This is a genomic window from Candidatus Schekmanbacteria bacterium, assembly GCA_003695725.1.
GTDB lineage: Bacteria > Schekmanbacteria > GWA2-38-11 > GWA2-38-11 > J061 > J061.
Genome location: RFHX01000058.1, coordinates 1 through 17773 on the forward strand (window position 1 = coordinate 1; position 17773 = coordinate 17773).

16 protein-coding genes and 2 tRNA genes are annotated in these 17773 nt (G+C 35.5%); 8 read left to right on the top strand and 10 right to left on the bottom strand.

The annotated features are described in order from the left end of the window. Positions 1–127: 127 nt before the first annotated feature. Positions 128–754, top strand: coding sequence for a methyltransferase domain-containing protein (locus D6734_02690; GenBank protein ID RMF97139.1), 627 nt, complete (start codon positions 128–130; stop codon positions 752–754). 14 nt (positions 755–768) lie between these two features. Here D6734_02690 and D6734_02695 read toward each other — a convergent pair. After that, positions 769–850, bottom strand: a tRNA-Leu gene (locus tag D6734_02695). Between the two features lie 283 nt (positions 851–1133). Here D6734_02695 and rpiB point away from each other — a divergent pair. The 7 genes from rpiB (at position 1134) to D6734_02730 (ending at position 7450) form a co-directional block, all read left to right on the top strand. Then, entirely contained in the window at positions 1134–1592 is a 459-nt protein-coding gene (rpiB, locus tag D6734_02700; GenBank protein RMF97140.1) for a ribose 5-phosphate isomerase B, read from the top strand. An 18-nt stretch (positions 1593–1610) separates the two neighbouring features. After that, positions 1611–2870 (top strand): serine hydroxymethyltransferase, encoded by a 1260-nt coding sequence (locus D6734_02705; GenBank protein RMF97141.1) that lies wholly within the window; start codon positions 1611–1613, stop codon positions 2868–2870. Beyond that, positions 2860–3333, top strand: coding sequence for a cytidine deaminase (locus tag D6734_02710; protein RMF97142.1), 474 nt, complete (start codon positions 2860–2862; stop codon positions 3331–3333). The genes D6734_02705 and D6734_02710 overlap by 11 nt, the downstream gene beginning before the upstream one ends. Before the next feature lie 25 nt (positions 3334–3358). Then, on the top strand, positions 3359–3841 hold the full coding sequence (gene nrdR, locus D6734_02715; protein ID RMF97143.1) for a transcriptional repressor NrdR: 483 nt from the start codon (positions 3359–3361) through the stop codon (positions 3839–3841). 54 nt (positions 3842–3895) lie between these two features. After that, a complete protein-coding gene (locus D6734_02720; protein ID RMF97144.1) occupies positions 3896–5077 on the top strand; it encodes an aminotransferase class V-fold PLP-dependent enzyme in 1182 nt (393 codons plus the stop codon). A gap of 49 nt (positions 5078–5126) precedes the next feature. After that, the gene (locus D6734_02725; protein ID RMF97145.1) at positions 5127–6035 is read left to right on the top strand and encodes a hypothetical protein; all 909 of its coding nucleotides are present in this window, start codon (positions 5127–5129) and stop codon (positions 6033–6035) included. A 161-nt stretch (positions 6036–6196) separates the two neighbouring features. Then, complete coding sequence (locus D6734_02730; protein ID RMF97146.1) at positions 6197–7450, top strand: hypothetical protein; 1254 nt, start codon at positions 6197–6199, stop codon at positions 7448–7450. Positions 7451–7465: 15 nt separating this feature from the next. Here the strand turns inward: D6734_02730 and D6734_02735 are convergent, their stop codons facing one another. From D6734_02735 to D6734_02775, 9 genes are all read right to left on the bottom strand, one after another. Beyond that, positions 7466–8290: a glycosyltransferase gene (locus D6734_02735; GenBank protein ID RMF97147.1), complete on the bottom strand. Its 825-nt coding sequence runs from the start codon at positions 8288–8290 to the stop codon at positions 7466–7468. 14 nt (positions 8291–8304) lie between these two features. Continuing rightward, complete coding sequence (locus D6734_02740; GenBank protein ID RMF97148.1) at positions 8305–9510, bottom strand: glycosyltransferase family 1 protein; 1206 nt, start codon at positions 9508–9510, stop codon at positions 8305–8307. A 77-nt stretch (positions 9511–9587) separates the two neighbouring features. Continuing rightward, positions 9588–10529: an SDR family oxidoreductase gene (locus D6734_02745; GenBank protein RMF97149.1), complete on the bottom strand. Its 942-nt coding sequence runs from the start codon at positions 10527–10529 to the stop codon at positions 9588–9590. Positions 10530–10555: 26 nt separating this feature from the next. After that, on the bottom strand, positions 10556–12394 hold the full coding sequence (gene mrdA, locus D6734_02750; protein ID RMF97150.1) for a penicillin-binding protein 2: 1839 nt from the start codon (positions 12392–12394) through the stop codon (positions 10556–10558). Between the two features lie 30 nt (positions 12395–12424). Then, positions 12425–13144, bottom strand: a complete 720-nt coding sequence (locus D6734_02755; protein ID RMF97151.1) for a hypothetical protein — start codon at positions 13142–13144, stop codon at positions 12425–12427. 158 nt (positions 13145–13302) lie between these two features. Next, positions 13303–13375 (bottom strand) — tRNA-Met (locus tag D6734_02760). A gap of 17 nt (positions 13376–13392) precedes the next feature. Beyond that, positions 13393–15162: an RNA polymerase sigma factor RpoD gene (gene rpoD / locus D6734_02765; GenBank protein RMF97152.1), complete on the bottom strand. Its 1770-nt coding sequence runs from the start codon at positions 15160–15162 to the stop codon at positions 13393–13395. Positions 15163–15181: 19 nt separating this feature from the next. After that, complete coding sequence (locus tag D6734_02770; protein ID RMF97153.1) at positions 15182–16963, bottom strand: DNA primase; 1782 nt, start codon at positions 16961–16963, stop codon at positions 15182–15184. A 13-nt stretch (positions 16964–16976) separates the two neighbouring features. Further along, the coding region (locus D6734_02775; protein RMF97154.1) for an NGG1p interacting factor NIF3 at positions 16977–17773 on the bottom strand (797 nt) is incomplete at its 5' end.

The following is a 17773-nucleotide window of genomic DNA, read 5'->3' on the forward strand; positions in this document are numbered from 1 at the left end:
CATCCTATTTTTTGTTGCAGCATTTCTATGCTTTAAAAGAGAGCTTTCACTAACTATCACATTGGCAGCAAGTTTTGGTATTTGGCTTATTGCAGCATTCGTCCATCAATGGCTACTGAGGTAAGAAATGCTGAAAGATCATTGGAATGAAGTTTATTCATCGAAACCTGTAGAAAAACTTGGGTGGTATGAACCCATTCCAACTCAATCCCTCAAATTAATAAAAAAATGCGATATAAAAAGAGATGAAGCAATTATCGATGTAGGTTGTGGAGTATCTACATTAATCCATAATCTTCTAAGTGAAGGATACAGAAATATTATTGCAACAGATATAAGCGATATTGCAATATCAAAACTAAAAAAAAGGCTTGGCAATGAATTTTCTTCAAAAGTCAAATGGATTATCGATGATCTATCAGAACCAAAAAAATTGCTGAATCTTCGAAACATTTCATTGTGGCATGACCGAGCTGTGCTTCATTTTCTGACGGATGAAGAGGCAAGAAAATCGTATTTGGAAATTCTCACCAATGCCGTAAAACTCAGTGGTTATGTAATAATTGCCGCATTCTCACTTAAAGGAGCTAAAAGATGCAGTGGTCTTGATATAAAGAGATATGACGAAAGAATGCTTTCAGAATTTTTAGGTAATAAATTCACCCTTATAGATTCTTTCGATTATACTCATAGAATGCCATCAGGAGATTTACGGCCTTATATTTATACTTTGTTTCAGAAAGACAAAGAATAGATTCATATAAAAACTGCCGAAGGCGGGATTCGAACCCGCACGCCTCTCGGCGCCACCCCCTCAAGATGGTGTGTCTGCCAGTTCCACCACTTCGGCTTAAATAGACAAAGACATTCTAATTATTTTATTGGCAATGTCAACACAGAAAGAATAGAAAAAAACTTCTATGGCAGTCCCAACGATTTATTAAAATACACAACTTTCGCTTATACTGTCAGTTGACCGCTTACAGGAAGGAGGACAATAAAAAAGCGTAATAGAATATAAAAATTTTTCTATTTGTCTTTTAAAGCAGTGTTGGAAAATGTTCTCTTGACAACTATCCTTCCTTCAATATAACTCGAAAGGAGATTTAATCAAAAATTGAGGGCAAAGAATTATGTTACTCATAGGCGCCGACCATGGGGGATTTAAACTAAAAGAAAGGATAAAAAAATATCTTTCCCAAAAAAACATTCCTTTTGAAGATGTTGGAACAAACAATGAGGAATCTTGTGACTATCCTGACTTTGCAGTTTCAGTAGCAAAAAGGATTTCAGAAGGAAAAGCAGAAAAAGGAATACTAATCTGCGGCACTGGAATTGGAATGTCAATTACGGCAAACAAATTCCCCGGAGTAAGAGCAACTCTTTGCCACAATTCTTTTACCGCAAAGATGAGCAGAGAACACAACAATTCAAACATACTTGTATTGGGCGAAAGAGATATCGATGAAGAAACAGCTCTTGAAATCACCAAGATATGGCTTGAAACCCCTTTTGCAGGCGATAGGCATCAAAGACGACTTGATAAAATCAAAGCCATAGAAGAAGAGCTCTATAAAAATTATAACAAATAAAAATTAAGGAGTAACAAATTGAAAAGACTAAAAGATATTGATCCTGAACTTGCAGAAGCAATCAAAGGCGAAACAGAACGGCTTGAATACAAACTCGAGCTTATTGCATCTGAAAATATGGTTAGTGAAGCAGTCCTTGAAGCACAGGGATGTATAATGACCAACAAATATGCTGAAGGATATCCGGGCAAACGATACTATGGTGGATGCCAATATGTTGATATAGCTGAAACCCTTGCAATAGAAAGAGCTAAAAAAATTTTTGGTGCTCAATTTGTCAATGTGCAGCCGCATTCAGGCTCTCAGGCAAATATGGGCGTTTATTTTTCTGTATGCAAACCGGGAGACCATATTTTAGGAATGGACCTATCACATGGCGGACATCTCACACATGGAAGCCCAGTCAATTTTTCGGGCATATTATACAATGTCCATTTCTATGGAGTAACAAAAGAGACTGAAACCATAGACTACGAACAAGTAAGAAGTCTTGCCCAAGAATACAAGCCAAAGTTAATTGTAGTAGGTGCAAGTGCATATCCAAGAAAAATAGATTTCAAAAAATTCAGGGAAATTGCTGATGAAACAGGCGCTCTCATAATGGCTGACATTGCCCATTACGCCGGATTGGTTGCGGCAGACCTCTTCCCAAATCCCTTGCCCTACTGTGATTTTGTAACGACAACCACCCATAAAACATTGCGAGGCCCCAGAGGCGGAATGATAATGACGAACAATGAAGAATTGGCAAAGAAGGTAAACAAGACAATTTTCCCCGGAATACAGGGCGGGCCTCTTATGCATGTAATAGCGGCAAAAGCCGTTGCTTTCAAAGAAGCGCTGAGCGATGAATTCAAGGCATATCAGAAACAGATAATAAATAACGCGCAAGCGCTTGCTAAAGAGTTATTAAATTATGGCTTTCATCTTGTATCAGGCGGCACTGATACTCATCTTATGCTTGTTAATCTCAACAATAAAAATCTAACAGGCAAAGAAGCAGAAGAAGCATTGGAAAAAGCAGGCATTACAGTCAATAAAAATACAGTCCCCTTTGAAACAAGAAGTCCTTTCATAACAAGCGGCATTAGAATAGGCACTCCTGCAGTCACCTCTCGAGGGCTGAAAGAGAATGAAATGAAAACTCTGGCAAAATGGATAAACGATGTCATAGAAAAGAGAGATGATGAAGAATTTCTTAATAAAGTAAGAAATGAAGTTAAAGAGCTTTGTAAAAAATTCCCCTATTACAGCCACCGGCTTCAGAATGAAGAATAAAAATTCTCAACAACGTCCTTCATGGAATGAATATTTTATGCAGATTGCTCATATAGTAAAGAGCAGGTCAACATGCATAAGACGTCAGGTGGGATGTGTAATTGTAAAAGACAAAAAGATTCTTGCCACAGGATATAATGGAGCACCTTCAGGACTGATGCACTGTCTCGAAAAGGGATGTATGAGGGAAAAGCTCAATATCCCTTCAGGGGAAAGGCATGAGCTTTGTCGGGCTTTACATGCCGAACAGAATGCAATAATTCAAGCAGCAATTTCGGGAGTCAACATTGCTGATGCAAAAATCTTCTGTTCACACCATCCCTGCTCCCTTTGTGCCAAAATGCTGATCAATGCTCGAATAAAGGAAATATATTATTATGAAGGATATCCTGATTCCCTTGCAGAAGAAATGCTCGAAGAAGCAGGAATCAAACGAATAAAAATTGAAGGCAATTTCAATTAGTTTCTCAGATAAGGAACTTATCTAAATGAAATGTCCGAATTGCGGATATAATGAAGACAAAGTTGTGGATTCACGCACAGGCAGGGACGGCACAAGCATCAGAAGGCGCAGAGAGTGTCTCAAATGTGGGAAAAGATTTACGACATATGAGAGGATTGAAAATGTGGTCTCTATGGTAATCAAAAAGGATGGAAGAAGAGAACCATTCGACAGACAAAAAATCTTTGCCGGCATAGCAAAAGCATGTGAAAAAAGGCCTATAAGTATTAATGAGCAGGAGGCGCTTGTTGAAGAAATTGAAATGTTAATCAGAGAAACAGGTGAAAAAGAAATCCCAAGTTCTAAAATAGGTGAATTTGTAATCAATAAACTTCACGAGCTTGATGATGTTGCCTATGTGAGGTTTGCATCTGTGTATAAGCAGTTCAAGGACATTAATGAATTTATGAAAGAGCTTTCCGCAATTTTAAGTGAGAAGAAAAGGAAACCTAAAAAGCGAAAAAAGTAATTGTCAATCAGTAATCGCCTTAAAAATATTATTCATTTCTGATGGCTAGTTAAAATGATTTCAAAAGATAAGATAGAAAAAATAAGGTTCCTCTTCCCCGTATTCAATAGGTTTGTTTATATGAATACAGGTTGGTGTTCGCCACGCGCTCAAAATGTCTATGAAGCAATTGATAAAATAAACAGAATCGAGCTTGAAGAAGGTGTTGGAAGCCTCAAAATGAGAGACATTCAGGAAGAAATACGAAATTCATTGAGAACGAAAATTGCAAAATTTCTCAAAGCAGAAGATGATGAAATAGCCATAACTCAAAATACCTCATCAGGAATCAACATTATCGTAACCTGCTTTTCATTTAAAAAGGACGACGAAGTGATTATTTCTTCTGAAGAGCACCCGGCAGGTATTGTCCCATGGCTTCAGCTTAAGAATCTCAAGGGGATCAGTCTTAAAGTTGTCAAAACTGCCTCTCCTGAAAAATTTTTATCAAGTATAAGAGACGCAATAAATAAAAAAACAAAACTCATTATGTTAAGCCATATTTCCTGTATGACTGGATTTCGTTTTCCTATTGAAGAGATATGTAAAATTGCCAATGAGAAGGGAATTCCAACGCTAATAGATGGCGCCCAATCTTCAGGACAAATAAATGTAGATGTACACAAATTGGGATGCGATTTTTACGCAATACCAGGCCAAAAATGGATGCTAGGGCCTGAAAGCACAGGTGCCCTATACATAAGAAAGGATTGGCTGCCAAAGATTCAAAGTATTAACGCAGGATATAGGTCAATAAAAAAATTTGATTTTGTCAAACCATATATGGAATTACATACATCAGCAAAACGCTTTGAAATGTTTGACACAAATGCTGGACTTATGAAAGGATTGGATGAAGGAATTTCATTATTGATGGAATCTGGAATAGAAGAAATCGAAGAAACGATTAAAAGTAAGACAAAGGCATTGATTGAAGAACTTTCCAAGATTAAAAATATAGATATCCTCACACCCTCCAACTACTCTAAATATCCCGATTCAGGACTTCTTTCAATACAATTGAATGACATTGATGCCGCCATAGCGGTAAAAAAGCTTTATGAAAAGTTTAATATCATTGCACGGCACTTTCGTACGGGTAATATCCTTAGATTTTCAGTCAATTTTTTCAACAATGACAATGATTCCACAAAAGTCATAGAGGCAGTTTCACAAATAGCGTCCAGCTCTCTATAATCTTTTTATCTTGATTTGAAACCATTTTTCACTTAGTTAAATATATATGATGGATAATTTTAAGAGGAAAAACAAACTAAACTTTACTATAGTTGCCATTTCGAGCATTCTTGTATTAATAATATCAACTTACTCCCATAGCGCTGACACAATACAATATTTTGACAACGGCAAAATCAATTGGTCACAAGGCAGAATATATGCTTGGGGCACTGCAAAAGTCGATAATAACATCAAACCATTTAGACTTGCTCAAAGCCTTGCAAAAGAAAAATCAGTAATTCTCGCCAAGAAAAATCTTATAGAAATTATTAAAAAAGTTAAACTTGATTCAAAAGTTTCTGTTGAAGATTTGAATAAAAGCATTAGATATGTAGGCGCAAAGATTAACAATGTTGTGAAACTGGCAGAAAAACGTACTTATCTTGTTTCTGAAGAAACTGCCAAAACTACGCTTGTCATTCAAATATATGGCAAATTATCTTCTTTTCTGTTGCCTCATATAAAAGCTGAGGCAGAAATTGAAAATCCTGATAAATTACTGATAGAAAAATTGAGAAGAAGAAATCTTTCGAACCAGTTTTTGAGTGCAACTGCAACTCCAATTAAAACAGTCAAAGGAGAATATTCAGGACTTGTCATTGATGCTCGACATTTACATCTCGTCCCAGTGCTTTTCCCAAAAATTATAAATGAAAGAGGAAAAGAAATTTATGGAATATCAAAGTTTTCAGCAAATGATGTTAAAAAAGGGAATATCGTAGTTTATACAAATGATTTGAAAAGCGCCTTGGCAAATCCGCGCATAGGCCCTCACCCTCTTGTTATAAGAGCAATTGAAGGAAGAAAAGGGTCAAATGAAATAGTCATACCCAACAGAGATTCTCGCAAAATTGAATTTGAAAACAAAAAAAACAATTTCCTTGAAGAAGGTCGGGTAGCCATAATCTTGAATTAAGAAATTGAAACTTTTATTATTCATCAAAAATCTTTAAGTCAATCTTCATAAAATTTTCTTCATAATCCTAGTTTGTCGTAGTAATATATTTTTGTAGATATTCTTTAATTGATTGTCTTGAGCTATTTTTCGTTGGCTGTTACTTAAAGGTTGAATCTTCTATGTCTAAAATAAAAGAAAGTTTTGTCTTTGACATAGCTAATCTGATTAGAGAAGAAAAAAGATATTTGCTTTTGGCTTCACCAATATTTGCGGAAAGAATCAAAAATAACAACTTTAAATCCTTAACCATTGATTACCTGCAGTGGGAAAATAGCGTAGAGACAATCTTCAAGTATGGTCTTAGTGGAATAATATTCACCAATTTAAAGAAAGCAGGTTTATTAGATCTTTTACCAGAGAAAGAGAAGCTCAAACTTCAGCATCTTTACCACTCGAATGCAGCAAGGAACGCACTGATTTCACAAATACTGGATACACTTTCACAACTTTTCAAAGAAAACGGAAAAACCTTTCTGCTTCTTCAAGGCACTGCATTAATAAGCGACATATATCCACAACCAGCGATGAGATATTTAAGCGATATTGACATTATGATTAAACCAGATGACATTAAAGATGTTGATAATATCCTCCGTGAAAACGGTTTTACTGCAACAAACTTTCCAGGTGATTTAAAATGGTGTTTTGAAAATTTAAATCATATGCCACATTATTATTATCCCGGATTCAATTCACCCATAGAAATACATTTTAAAACAGCAGACACATTTTTCGATGATGCACCAAACTCCAATTGGATATGGGAAGACTGTAAAGAATCAAAAGATGGAAAAAACTATAAGATTCCTTCTGCGGAAAATCTTCTTTTATCCATATCCGCACATATTGCGAAAAAATCGCACATAGCCGACTTAAGATTTATTCCAAGACATTGTTGTGATATAAATGCTGTTATTGATAAATATGCTGACTCTTTGAATAGTAAAATACTCTTTGAAAGGGCTTCAAAAAATAACCTTCTTGATTCCCTTGCCTATTCTCTTGCTATGACAAAGATTTTCTTCCCAACAGAAAAAGTCATAAAATTAGCTGACGAATCTGAAAAATTATCTTCAGATACTTGTATCAATCTTGCTGAAACGGTTGTCAAATTTTTACTTTGTGAAAAATCAGATGAAATCCTTTTAGACGGTTGGATGACATTTTTTAAAAAACCCGGAATATGGAAAAAATTACTCTTTTTAGCAACCCACATATTCCCATCACCCAAGAGGATGAAAGACATATACGGCAGCGATGCAAAAGGCATAAAATTGATTAGTTATTACTTTTCCCGCCCTTTGCACCTTATAAACCGCTTTTCATTTTCAAGGATAAAGTTTAGCTCAAGACTGGCGAAAACAAAAAAATGAAGATTGACGAATAACTCAATTTTTCAAATAGTAAATAATATCCCTGCCAAACTGGTCAAAAGGAAAATATAACTCAACTGGAAGAAGATGGTAATTACCGTGTTTCAAGTCTCTTTTGAATCTTTCTTTGCAACAATGAAGATTATATCTAACTCTAAAAAGAATATTTGAAAGTTTAGTTGGTTCATAAAATCTTTTATACCAATTCCAGTGAGTGCGCATCAAGGACAAAACTGTATCCCGCCTCATGTGGACTGCTTTTGCAAAAGGAGTATAAATAAGTCTATATCCTGATTTTTTTAGACGGCTTGACATATCATAATCTTCTCCATTGTTGCCAAGCTTCTCATTATAACCACCTGTTTTGATTAAATATTTCCTTCTGAAAACATTATTGCTTCCAAATAAGAATTCCGGATTTTCTATCCTTTCGTTGCCCCAGTGCTGTGGCATATAAAGGGTCCTCCAAAGATCAGCCGTATTTTCCTGAAACCCTTCCTCTAACATCCCACCCACTCCTGCGATATCCTCTGATTGGAATTCCTTCATCAAATTTTCAAGCCAGTCATTTCGAGGCACACAGTCGGCATCGAGAGATGCGATATAATCTCCCTTTGCATTTTTAAGAGCAGTATTCCTTGCCGCCGAAAGTCCTTTGTTTTTTTTATGCTCTAAAACCTTTACATTATATTTAGAAACAATTTCCAATGTATTATCAGTACTGCCATCATCGATAATTAAAACCTCATCAATTTTTATTGTCTGTTGAAATACACTTTTTAGGCATTCGTCTATGTAAGCTGATACATTATAGCAAGGTATATATAGTGAAATATTCATCAAAAATTATTCCTCTATTTCTCAAAAAGATGAAGATAATGATTTTTAACAATCATATCCCAATCAAAGCGTTTAACAGCGCTCATTCGGGCTTTTTCTCCCATTTTTTGAAGAAGTTTCCTATCATTTATCAACTTTTCAATGGCGTTGGAAAGCTCATCTTCATCGCCTGTTTTAAAAAGGATTCCTGTCTCACCATCTTCAACAATAGTTGCAAGTCCCCCTGTATTTGAAGCTATTACAGGAATGCCGCATGCAAGAGATTCAACAGCAACAATACCGAATGGTTCCATCCATATTGAAGGTACAACAGAAACATCGGCTTTAGAATAAAGTGAAGGCAGCTCTTCAGGATTTAGCCACCCAGCAGATTTTACAAAATCGTCATCAACAGTTTTTTCACCAGTGATAAGTACTTCTATATTGTATCCCTTTCTATAAAGTTTTTTGCATGCTTTATAAAGAATATGAAATCCTTTGCCATAGTCATTTACTCTGCCTGACATCAAAATGGTAAATTTATCATTTCTACTATTTTTTTCCTTTGGCGTAAAAAGAGATGTATCCACGCCTGATGGCACAACATAACATTTCTTATTTACTTTTTTTACCATTTCAGCAATATAGTTATTATAGACAATAACGCCACCAGCAGATGAGAGACCTCTTTTGAAAGCTCTATACAGTAATGGTGTAAAGGCAAGGGATGTAAAAAATGTATGAGTGGCATTTCTTGGATGCCATTTTAAAACCCATGCAAGCGAACATTTGAGACAATAGAAAGGAGTGTCAAGATAACATCGTGAGCATATCTTTTTGTCTCGGAATAATGTGCCGTAATCTTTTATGCAAAAGCTGTCATAACTATAATACCTTACTATTGGCTTGTATTCTCTCATTGCATCGACAACATAAGGTTTTATCAGCTCTCCGTCAGCAATGAAGACAAAGTCGGGCTTGAATTTGTCAACAGCTCTTTTAATCCTCAGAGGCACTTGAAAAAAATTGTATGTCAGAGGATTGAATTTTATAAGTTCAATATCGATACCGTCCACTGGAGAAAGGATTTCTCCTCTTGGATAATATCTCAAAAATTCAGGAACAAAAAAAGTTACAGAATGATACTTGGAAATTCTTGTAAAAATTTCTTTTAAATCAACTCGGGAACCTCCATCAGGCGGCCAATGGAAAAGAAGGTCTATGACTGCAATTTTCGCCATTCGCACATATTCTTAAAAAGATTAAAAATTCAATTTCTTGTCAAAATTAAAAAATAAGAAATGACCATCAAAAAAGCTTAGTCGATCCCCAATTTTTCCTTGAAATAGTCAATTGTTTTCATTATTCCCTCTTTTCTGCTTACCACTGGCTTCCAATCAAGAAGCTTAGCCGCTTTTGAAATATCCGGTTTTCTTACTTTCGGGTCATCTTGAGGCAGTTCCTTGAACTCAATTTTACTTTTACTATTAGTAAGTTCGATTATTTCTTTCCCAAACTCCAAAATGCTGACTTCTTCCTGATTTCCTATATTTACAGGTTCATTTATATTTGAATTCAAAAGTCGTATAATCCCTTCAACAAGGTCAGACACATAGCAAAAACTTCTTGTTTGAGATCCATCTCCGTAAACAGTAAGATTTTCACCCTTCAATGCCTGACACATAAATGTTGGCAATACTCTGCCATCATTTATTCTCATCCTCGGTCCATAGGTATTGAAAATCCTTACTATTCGGGTATCAACATTATGATAACGATGGTATGCCATAGTCATAGCTTCTGCAAATCTTTTGGCTTCATCATAAACACCCCTCGGTCCAATTGGATTGACATTTCCCCAATAAGTTTCCGGTTGAGGATGGACAAGGGGGTCACCATACACTTCAGAAGTTGATGCAAGTAAAAAACGAGCTTTCTTTTCCTTTGCCAAACCAAGGACCTTATGAGTTCCAAGAGAACCTACTTTTAGAGTTTGAATGGGATATTCAAGGTAGTCAACAGGACTTGCCGGGGAAGCAAAATGCAAAATATTGTCAAGCTTGCCCGGGACATAAATAAAATGAGTTACATCATATTCTACAAACTTGAAATGTGGATTGCCAAAAAGATGTGCTATATTGTCCATATCTCCTGTTATGAGATTGTCCATACAAATTACATCATGACCTTCATCAAGGAGTCTTTCAGTCAAATGTGAACCTAAAAAACCTGCGCCTCCTGTAATCAATGTTGTTTGCACTTTTTCTCTCCCATTTATTATTGAACTTAAATATTTGAAATACTCTTTTCGGTTTTATCTTTATCAAGATTAAAATAGAAGTTCAACAATTCCCTTGCGAGCGGTGCAGCAGCAGCACCTCCTGAACCTCCATGTTCTACAAAAATAGCAAATGAAATCTCGGGATTTTTATAAGGCGCAAAACCAGCAAACCATGCATGATCACGAAGTTTCTCAGGCAGAGGGATCCCTTTTTCCTTATATACACCAGTGGTATAACTCGATGCCACTTGTGCGGTACCGGTTTTCCCACATACTGCTATATTTTCAAGACGGGCATTTATGCCAGTTCCTCCTCGATTGACAACAGAAAAAAGAGCTTTTTTAATCAAATTTAAAGTTTGTTCTGAAATATTTATCTTTTCATATTTAACTGTTTTCCCTTTTAAAAAATGAGGTACAGGCATAATTCCATCTGAAGCTATTGTCGCCATAGCACGCGCCGCCTGTAATGGAGTAATTGTCAAATCACCTTGGCCTATTGCGAGCAAGGGTGCCTCGATATCTTTTGTTTTACTCTTTTTCTTCCCATCCAAATTTGGAAGACTGCCCGAAGATTCGAAAGGATAGTCAATCCCACTCTTCACTCCAAATCCAAACATTTTTGCAAATCTTAGTATTTCATTAGAACCGAGGTTTCTTCCCACATTATAAAAAAAGATATTGCAGGAATTCCGAATAGCATCTATGACATCGATATTTCCATGCCCTGCTTTATTCCAACAATGGAAAAGACGATTACCAATAATCATAGATCCTTTACATCTATAATGAGTAAATTTGTTTATCTTACCGTTCTCCAGAGCTGCTATAGCGGTAACTACCTTAAATATCGATCCGGGAGGATAAGCCGTAGAACAACCGCGATTCAAAAAAGGATTCCCTTCTGCTTTAATCAAATCGTTCCATTCCCTCCTGCTTATGCCTTCTACAAAGATATTGGGGTCAAATGATGGTTTGCTCGCCATTGCAAGAATTTCACCTGTATGAATATCCAGCACTACGATAGCGCCCTTTCTCCCCTCCAACAGCTTTTCCGCAAATGATTGAAGTTCAACATCAATTGTTAATTGAATGTCTTTTCCTGCTTCAGGTTGTACGCTCAATCTCTGTATCTCTTCGCCAGCAAAAGATGATGTCTTCTTGATTCTGCCATAGGTGTCCTTTAAAACTGCATACCATCCATCCTTCCCGCGTAAAAGCTCATCATAGTATTTCTCGATGCCGCTCTTACCAATGAAGGTATTCAAACTTAAGCGTTTTTTCTCTGCAATGTCCTCCGATGATGGGAAACCTGTATAACCAATGACTTGGGAAGCCAAATCCCTAAAGGGATAAAATCTCTTTTCAGCTACGATTATCTCTATCTGCTTAAAAATATCGCTATTTTCTTCAATCCTTGCAACTTCATTCCTTGTTATTCCTCTTCGCAAAATTACAGCCTTTGTCCCTTTTGTATGAGGCACAGATTTAAGGTCATCAACAATACTTTCTCTGCTTTCATCAAATATTAATCCCAATTGGTCAATCATATTAAAATCTGAATAATCTATACCTGATGGAATGATGGCCAAATCAAAACTTGGTATATTTCTTGCAAGAATAATGCCATTGCGGTCGTAAATAGTCCCTCTTAACGCTGATTTATCGATAAGTTTAACTTTGTTATCGAGAGACATCTCATAGTATTTTTTATAATCAATATATTGGAGGAAAAATATGCGGATGAGAACAACAAAGAAAATTAAAAAGATTAGGAATTTTAAAAAATTAATTCTTTTCTCAAAATCTTTTATGTTATTTTCTTGATATCTTCTTACAGGCAAATCTTTATCCCGACAAAGATTTGAAAAAAGCTATTGATCCTTATTCTCAGTATAATACAGCATTCTATGGCAGTTGGGACAAAATTTTATCTCCTCATCAGCAATTGCTTCATTAACTGTCTGGGGTGGAATAAGCACTGAACATTCCGTGCATATGCCATCCATATCGATTATTGCAATTGCCTTGTTTGACCTCATCTTCATCAATTTTTCATATTGCTTATAATTTTCTTCACTGACTGAATCAGCAAGTTTTTTTCGCTTATCTTTACATTCAACTATTTTCTTTTCAATCTCCCGTAGTTCTCTATTCTTCTCATTTTCAATTTCTTGATGTTTTTTCTTCTCCTCTTCAAGAATTTTCTTCATATCAGAAATTTCTTTTTTAAAGTTTTCTGTATCTTCAAGCATAATGATAATTTCCTCTTCAAGAGCATCTATCTTTTTTTCAATATGCTCGTTTTCCTTAAGCAAAGCCCTATATTCCTCGTTTGTTTTCACCTCATTTTGCTTTAACCTATTCTTTACCATTTTCTCTTTAAAATCTTCAACTTCTCCCTCTTTTAGTTTAATTTTTTTCTTATGTTCATCATATTTTGCCTCAGAATTTTTCAGCTCCTCTTCGGCTTTTTTAACATGCTCTCGGGCATCTTCTATTTCTACAGGTATCTCTTCTATTCTCTTCTCCATTAGAATAATTTCATTGTCTAACCTCTGCAATTCTAAAAGAGTATGAATTTCTGTCGCCAATTTTCTCTCTCCTCAATTTAAAAAGTAGATTCAAAAAAAGCATTTAGACAAAAAAAAAGAGTGCCGTAAGGCACTCTTTTTTAATTGCAGGTTAACCTGCAAAAACCAATTAATTTTTTTTCAATTCCTTCTTCTATGCTCATTATTAATCTCATCTATGGGCCCACCTGGGTTCGAACCAGGGACCTACCGGTTATGAGCCGGTGGCTCTTCCAGCTGAGCTATGGGCCCCATCAAAATCCTCTCAATCAGCCATTGATTAAACTCACAAAGGGTTTCAAAATCTTACTTCTTGTTTTATGTCTAAGTTTGCGAAGTGCTTTTGCTTCTATCTGCCTTATTCTTTCTCTTGTAACATTGAAATCTTTACCTACCTCTTCAAGAGTATGCTCAGCATTTACATCAATACCAAAGCGCATTCTTAAAACCTTTTCTTCTCTTGGGGTTAAGGTTTTCAATATTTCTCTTACTTTTTCCTTCAAGTCAAGACCTATCACAGCATCTGCAGGGTCGACTGCTTTCTTATCCTCAATGAAATCACCTAAATGACTATCTTCTTCTTCGCCAATCGGTGTTTCTAAAGAAATAGGCTCTTTTGCGATTTTCAAGACCTTTCTGATTTTTTCCTCTGGAAGTTCCATCTTTTCTGCAATCTCTTTAGGTGTCGGTTCTCTTCCTTTTTCCTGTACAAGCTGTCTCGATGTCCTTATCAATTTGTTTATCGTTTCAATCATATGCACAGGAATACGAATTGTCCTTGCCTGGTCAGCAATTGCTCTTGTTATTGCTTGTCTAATCCACCATGTTGCATATGTGCTGAACTTATATCCTCTCTTATATTCAAACTTCTCAACCGCCTTCATAAGGCCAATGTTTCCTTCTTGTATCAGGTCAAGAAATTGCAAACCGCGATTAGTGTATTTTTTTGCTATACTTACAACCAATCTCAAATTTGCCTTTGCAAGTTCAGCTTTCGCATTCTTATCTATAATCCTCCCATTTTGGATGAGTTTTACAGTGTCTTTCAATTCTTCCTTGCTGCGGCTGACTTCATTTTCAATCCTCTTTATTCTTCTCTTTGCATTTCTTATATTTTTATTCTCCTCTTCAATAGAAGCCATAAGGTCTTTTTTTCTTTGATTCCGAGTTTTACTGGTGGACTTTTTCAACCGCTCAATTCTTGATTCATAATTCTTAATCTTAAGACTTGATTTTAGAATCTCTTTCTCTTCTTCTTCTATCTTCTTAACAAAATCCTCAAGTTTATTGGCAATATCGTTTATTCGAGGCATACTCAAATGGATATCTTTGACAAGCTTTTTTATTTCTTTAAAAGTCTTATCAGTTTTTTCTTTTAATGTCTTATATCTCTTCCCATCAGGTTTTAATCTGCTCAAATTCGCTAATCGTTTGCTATACTCCTTTTCCCTCGATTTGATTTTTTCTATGATAGAAAGTACTCTTTTTTCTTCTTTCTTCTCCTTTTCTGCATACACTTCATCGAAGTCGCCCAGAGATACTATATCTGTAACTGAGATCTTTTCACTTTTTATCTTTTCTCCAAGTTCAATAATTTCCCTTATAGCAAAGGGAGTGCTAATTACCGCATTGATTATTTGATTTTCTGCCTGTTCTATCTTTTTAGCTATCTCGACCTCTCCCTCGCGGCTCAAAAGGGATACATTTCCCATTTCTCTAAGATACATTCTCACAGGGTCATCGCTCCTTGATTGTGAAGTTGATGATGTTTTCATCAATGATTTGAGTTTAATCTCATCCAAAATTTCTTCATCAACCTCTTTGTCACCATTTCCTGAAGAATCTGGCTCGGATGATACTGGTTTTGAGTCAATAATTTCAATTTCGTTTTCATCAAACATATTCATAACTTGATCAATATCGTCGCTGTCGCTCAAATTGTCAGGAAGAAAATCGCTAACTTCATCAAAAGTAAGAAATCCCTTCTTTTTTCCTATACTAATCAACTGTTTGATGGTTCGAGCATTCTTATTAGACATTCAGCACAGCCTCCACTTTTTAAGTTGAAGTCATTAAGTTACCTTTAACACTTGCCTGTAACTTTTGGTTTTCCTTTAACAAAACATCTATTTCAGTTTGGTTGCCACTCTTCACTGCTTTTTCAATTAAAATCTTATTATTTTCCAATTTCCTTTCTATTTCTCTTCGCTGAAACATTTTGATGCAGTCATTGAAACTTTTTTCAACATCTACAAGCTCTTCTCCTTTTAATCTAAGCTCAGTTAATTTATTTATAACACCACTATCTCCCTCCTGCTGAAAAACAATTTCAAGCTCATCAATTCCTTTTTTATTCGCTATTTCATTCAACTTTAATGCAATCTTTCTCAATGTAGCATCTTCTATTCTATCGGGACTAATTATATCAAAAACCCTTTTTGTCCATTCCTCTGACAGAAGTGCAATCATCAAAAGATGATATTCTAACACATCTGTTTTATCTTTTTCATTAGAAAATGAATACTTTTCATTAGTTTTTTTCTTAAAAGATTTAAAGGTTTTTTTTATATTTTTATAAGCATCAACGATTATGCCTTCATCAATCTTGAGCCGATTGGCTAAAAAAGAAGCATAAACGGCGAAATTGAACTCATCTAAAAGCGATGAAAGCAGTTCAAAAACTCTGTTCAATGCCTTTTTCTTTTCACCTGCAGAAGTCAAATCGAAATTGCCTATTATTTTTGAAATTACAAATTCTCCTGTATCTTGAGCATTTTCTATAAACTTTTCAATTTCTTCTTTTCCCTTCTTTCTAAGTGCACTGTCTAAATCCTCGCCTTGGGGCAAAACTATCACTTTTGAAGAAAGTTTAGTTTTACATATTTTTTCCCATGCCCTGATAACAGCATCGATGCCAGCTTTATCGGCATCAAAGACAAAGTAAACATTATCTGCATACAACTCCATTATCCGTAAATGCTCATCCGTTAATGCAGTGCCAAGAGGAGCTACAATTTCTTTAAACCCAAATTTATATGCCATAATTACATCTATATAGCCCTCAGTAATAAAGACTCTCCTCTTTTTTCTTATTTCATCCTTTGCATAGGGGAATCCATATAAGATTTTGCTCTTCTTGAATATAGGAGTTTCAGGGCTGTTTATATATTTTGCCCCACCTTCCTCTTCCATAATTCTGCCGCCAAACCCTACTGTCCTTTCATAACGGTCAACAATAGGAAATATTATCCTATTCCTAAATCTGTCATAAAATCCTTTTCCTTCTTCTCTACCAACTACGAGCCCTGATTTTAATATTTCTGAATCCTTATATTTTTTTCTTAAAAAAAGAGTAAGCGATTCCCAATCATCAGGCGCATAACCAATCTCAAATTTCTGAATGATAGCATCATCAAATCCACGATTTTTTAAATAAGAAAGCGCTTGACTGCCAACTCTTGTATGAAGATTTGAACAAAAAAACCTCTTTGCATCTTCATTGATTTGATAGAATAAATCCAGAGTCTCTTTATCTTTTTCTCTCTTCGAAAAGGTAAGAGTAATGCCATATCTTTTTGCCAAGAATCTTACAGCATCGGGAAATGATAAATTCTCGTACCGCATAAGAAATGTAAAAACATTGCCTCCTGCCCCACATCCAAAACAATGGAATATTTCCTTTTCAGGCGAAACTATGAAAGAAGGTGTTTTTTCGCTATGAAAAGGGCATAATCCCTTAAAATTTCGCCCTGCCCTAACAAGAGAAACATAATCGGATATAACATCTACAATATCCGCTGTCCTTCTAATTTCATCTATCTTTGAATTATCAACCAACATAATATCTCAACTTTTAATTTGCTCTTTTCAGACGACTGTACCGTTTAAACCCCGAGCAGGTATATATTTTAAGAGATTTATCCTCATCAACAAGTCTATCGAGTAGCAAATTTATCCCCATTGAATCGCTTGCCATATGGCCTGCAATAACAATATTAATATAATTCTTTTCTGCCTCTTTTCTATGGTCTTCTCCAATATGCATACCAACTACCGTTCCTACATCTGTTTTAGCCAAATGCTGAAACATCTCTTTGGAGCCTCCGGTTCCACCAGTCATATCTACAAAGATATTTCCACATCTTCTTTTTTCATTGCCTACAAGAATTTTAGGAATATCCTGTTCTAATGAAGATTCCTTATATTCCGGTATATCGAGTAAAATATCTACTACATCACTCACATAGCGCGGTTTTTTCTTTTCAAAAAGCTTTTGTAAGTGTCCAGTAACAGCATTATCAGCAGGTGTATGGACACACATTAAAGGTATATCCAATAATCTTGCAGCATCAACTGTCCTGTTATAATTGACAGGCATCATTCTTCTTGAAACTTCTCCTATGCGGGGCTCAAGTATAGCTTCAGCAATCTGCACAGGCACACCAAATTTATGAAGTATATCAGCCTGCATACCCATTACATCGTAAAAATTTGCCATAGCTTTTCCTTCAGGATGGTGAGCTATGACAAGGTCTATATCGATTTTTTTTTCTCGTAATCTATCTGCCAAAAGTATCTCTCCAATTTCAACATCTATTCCAACAAGAATATTTTTAACCTTCTTTTTGTTATCACCATATAATATTCGCG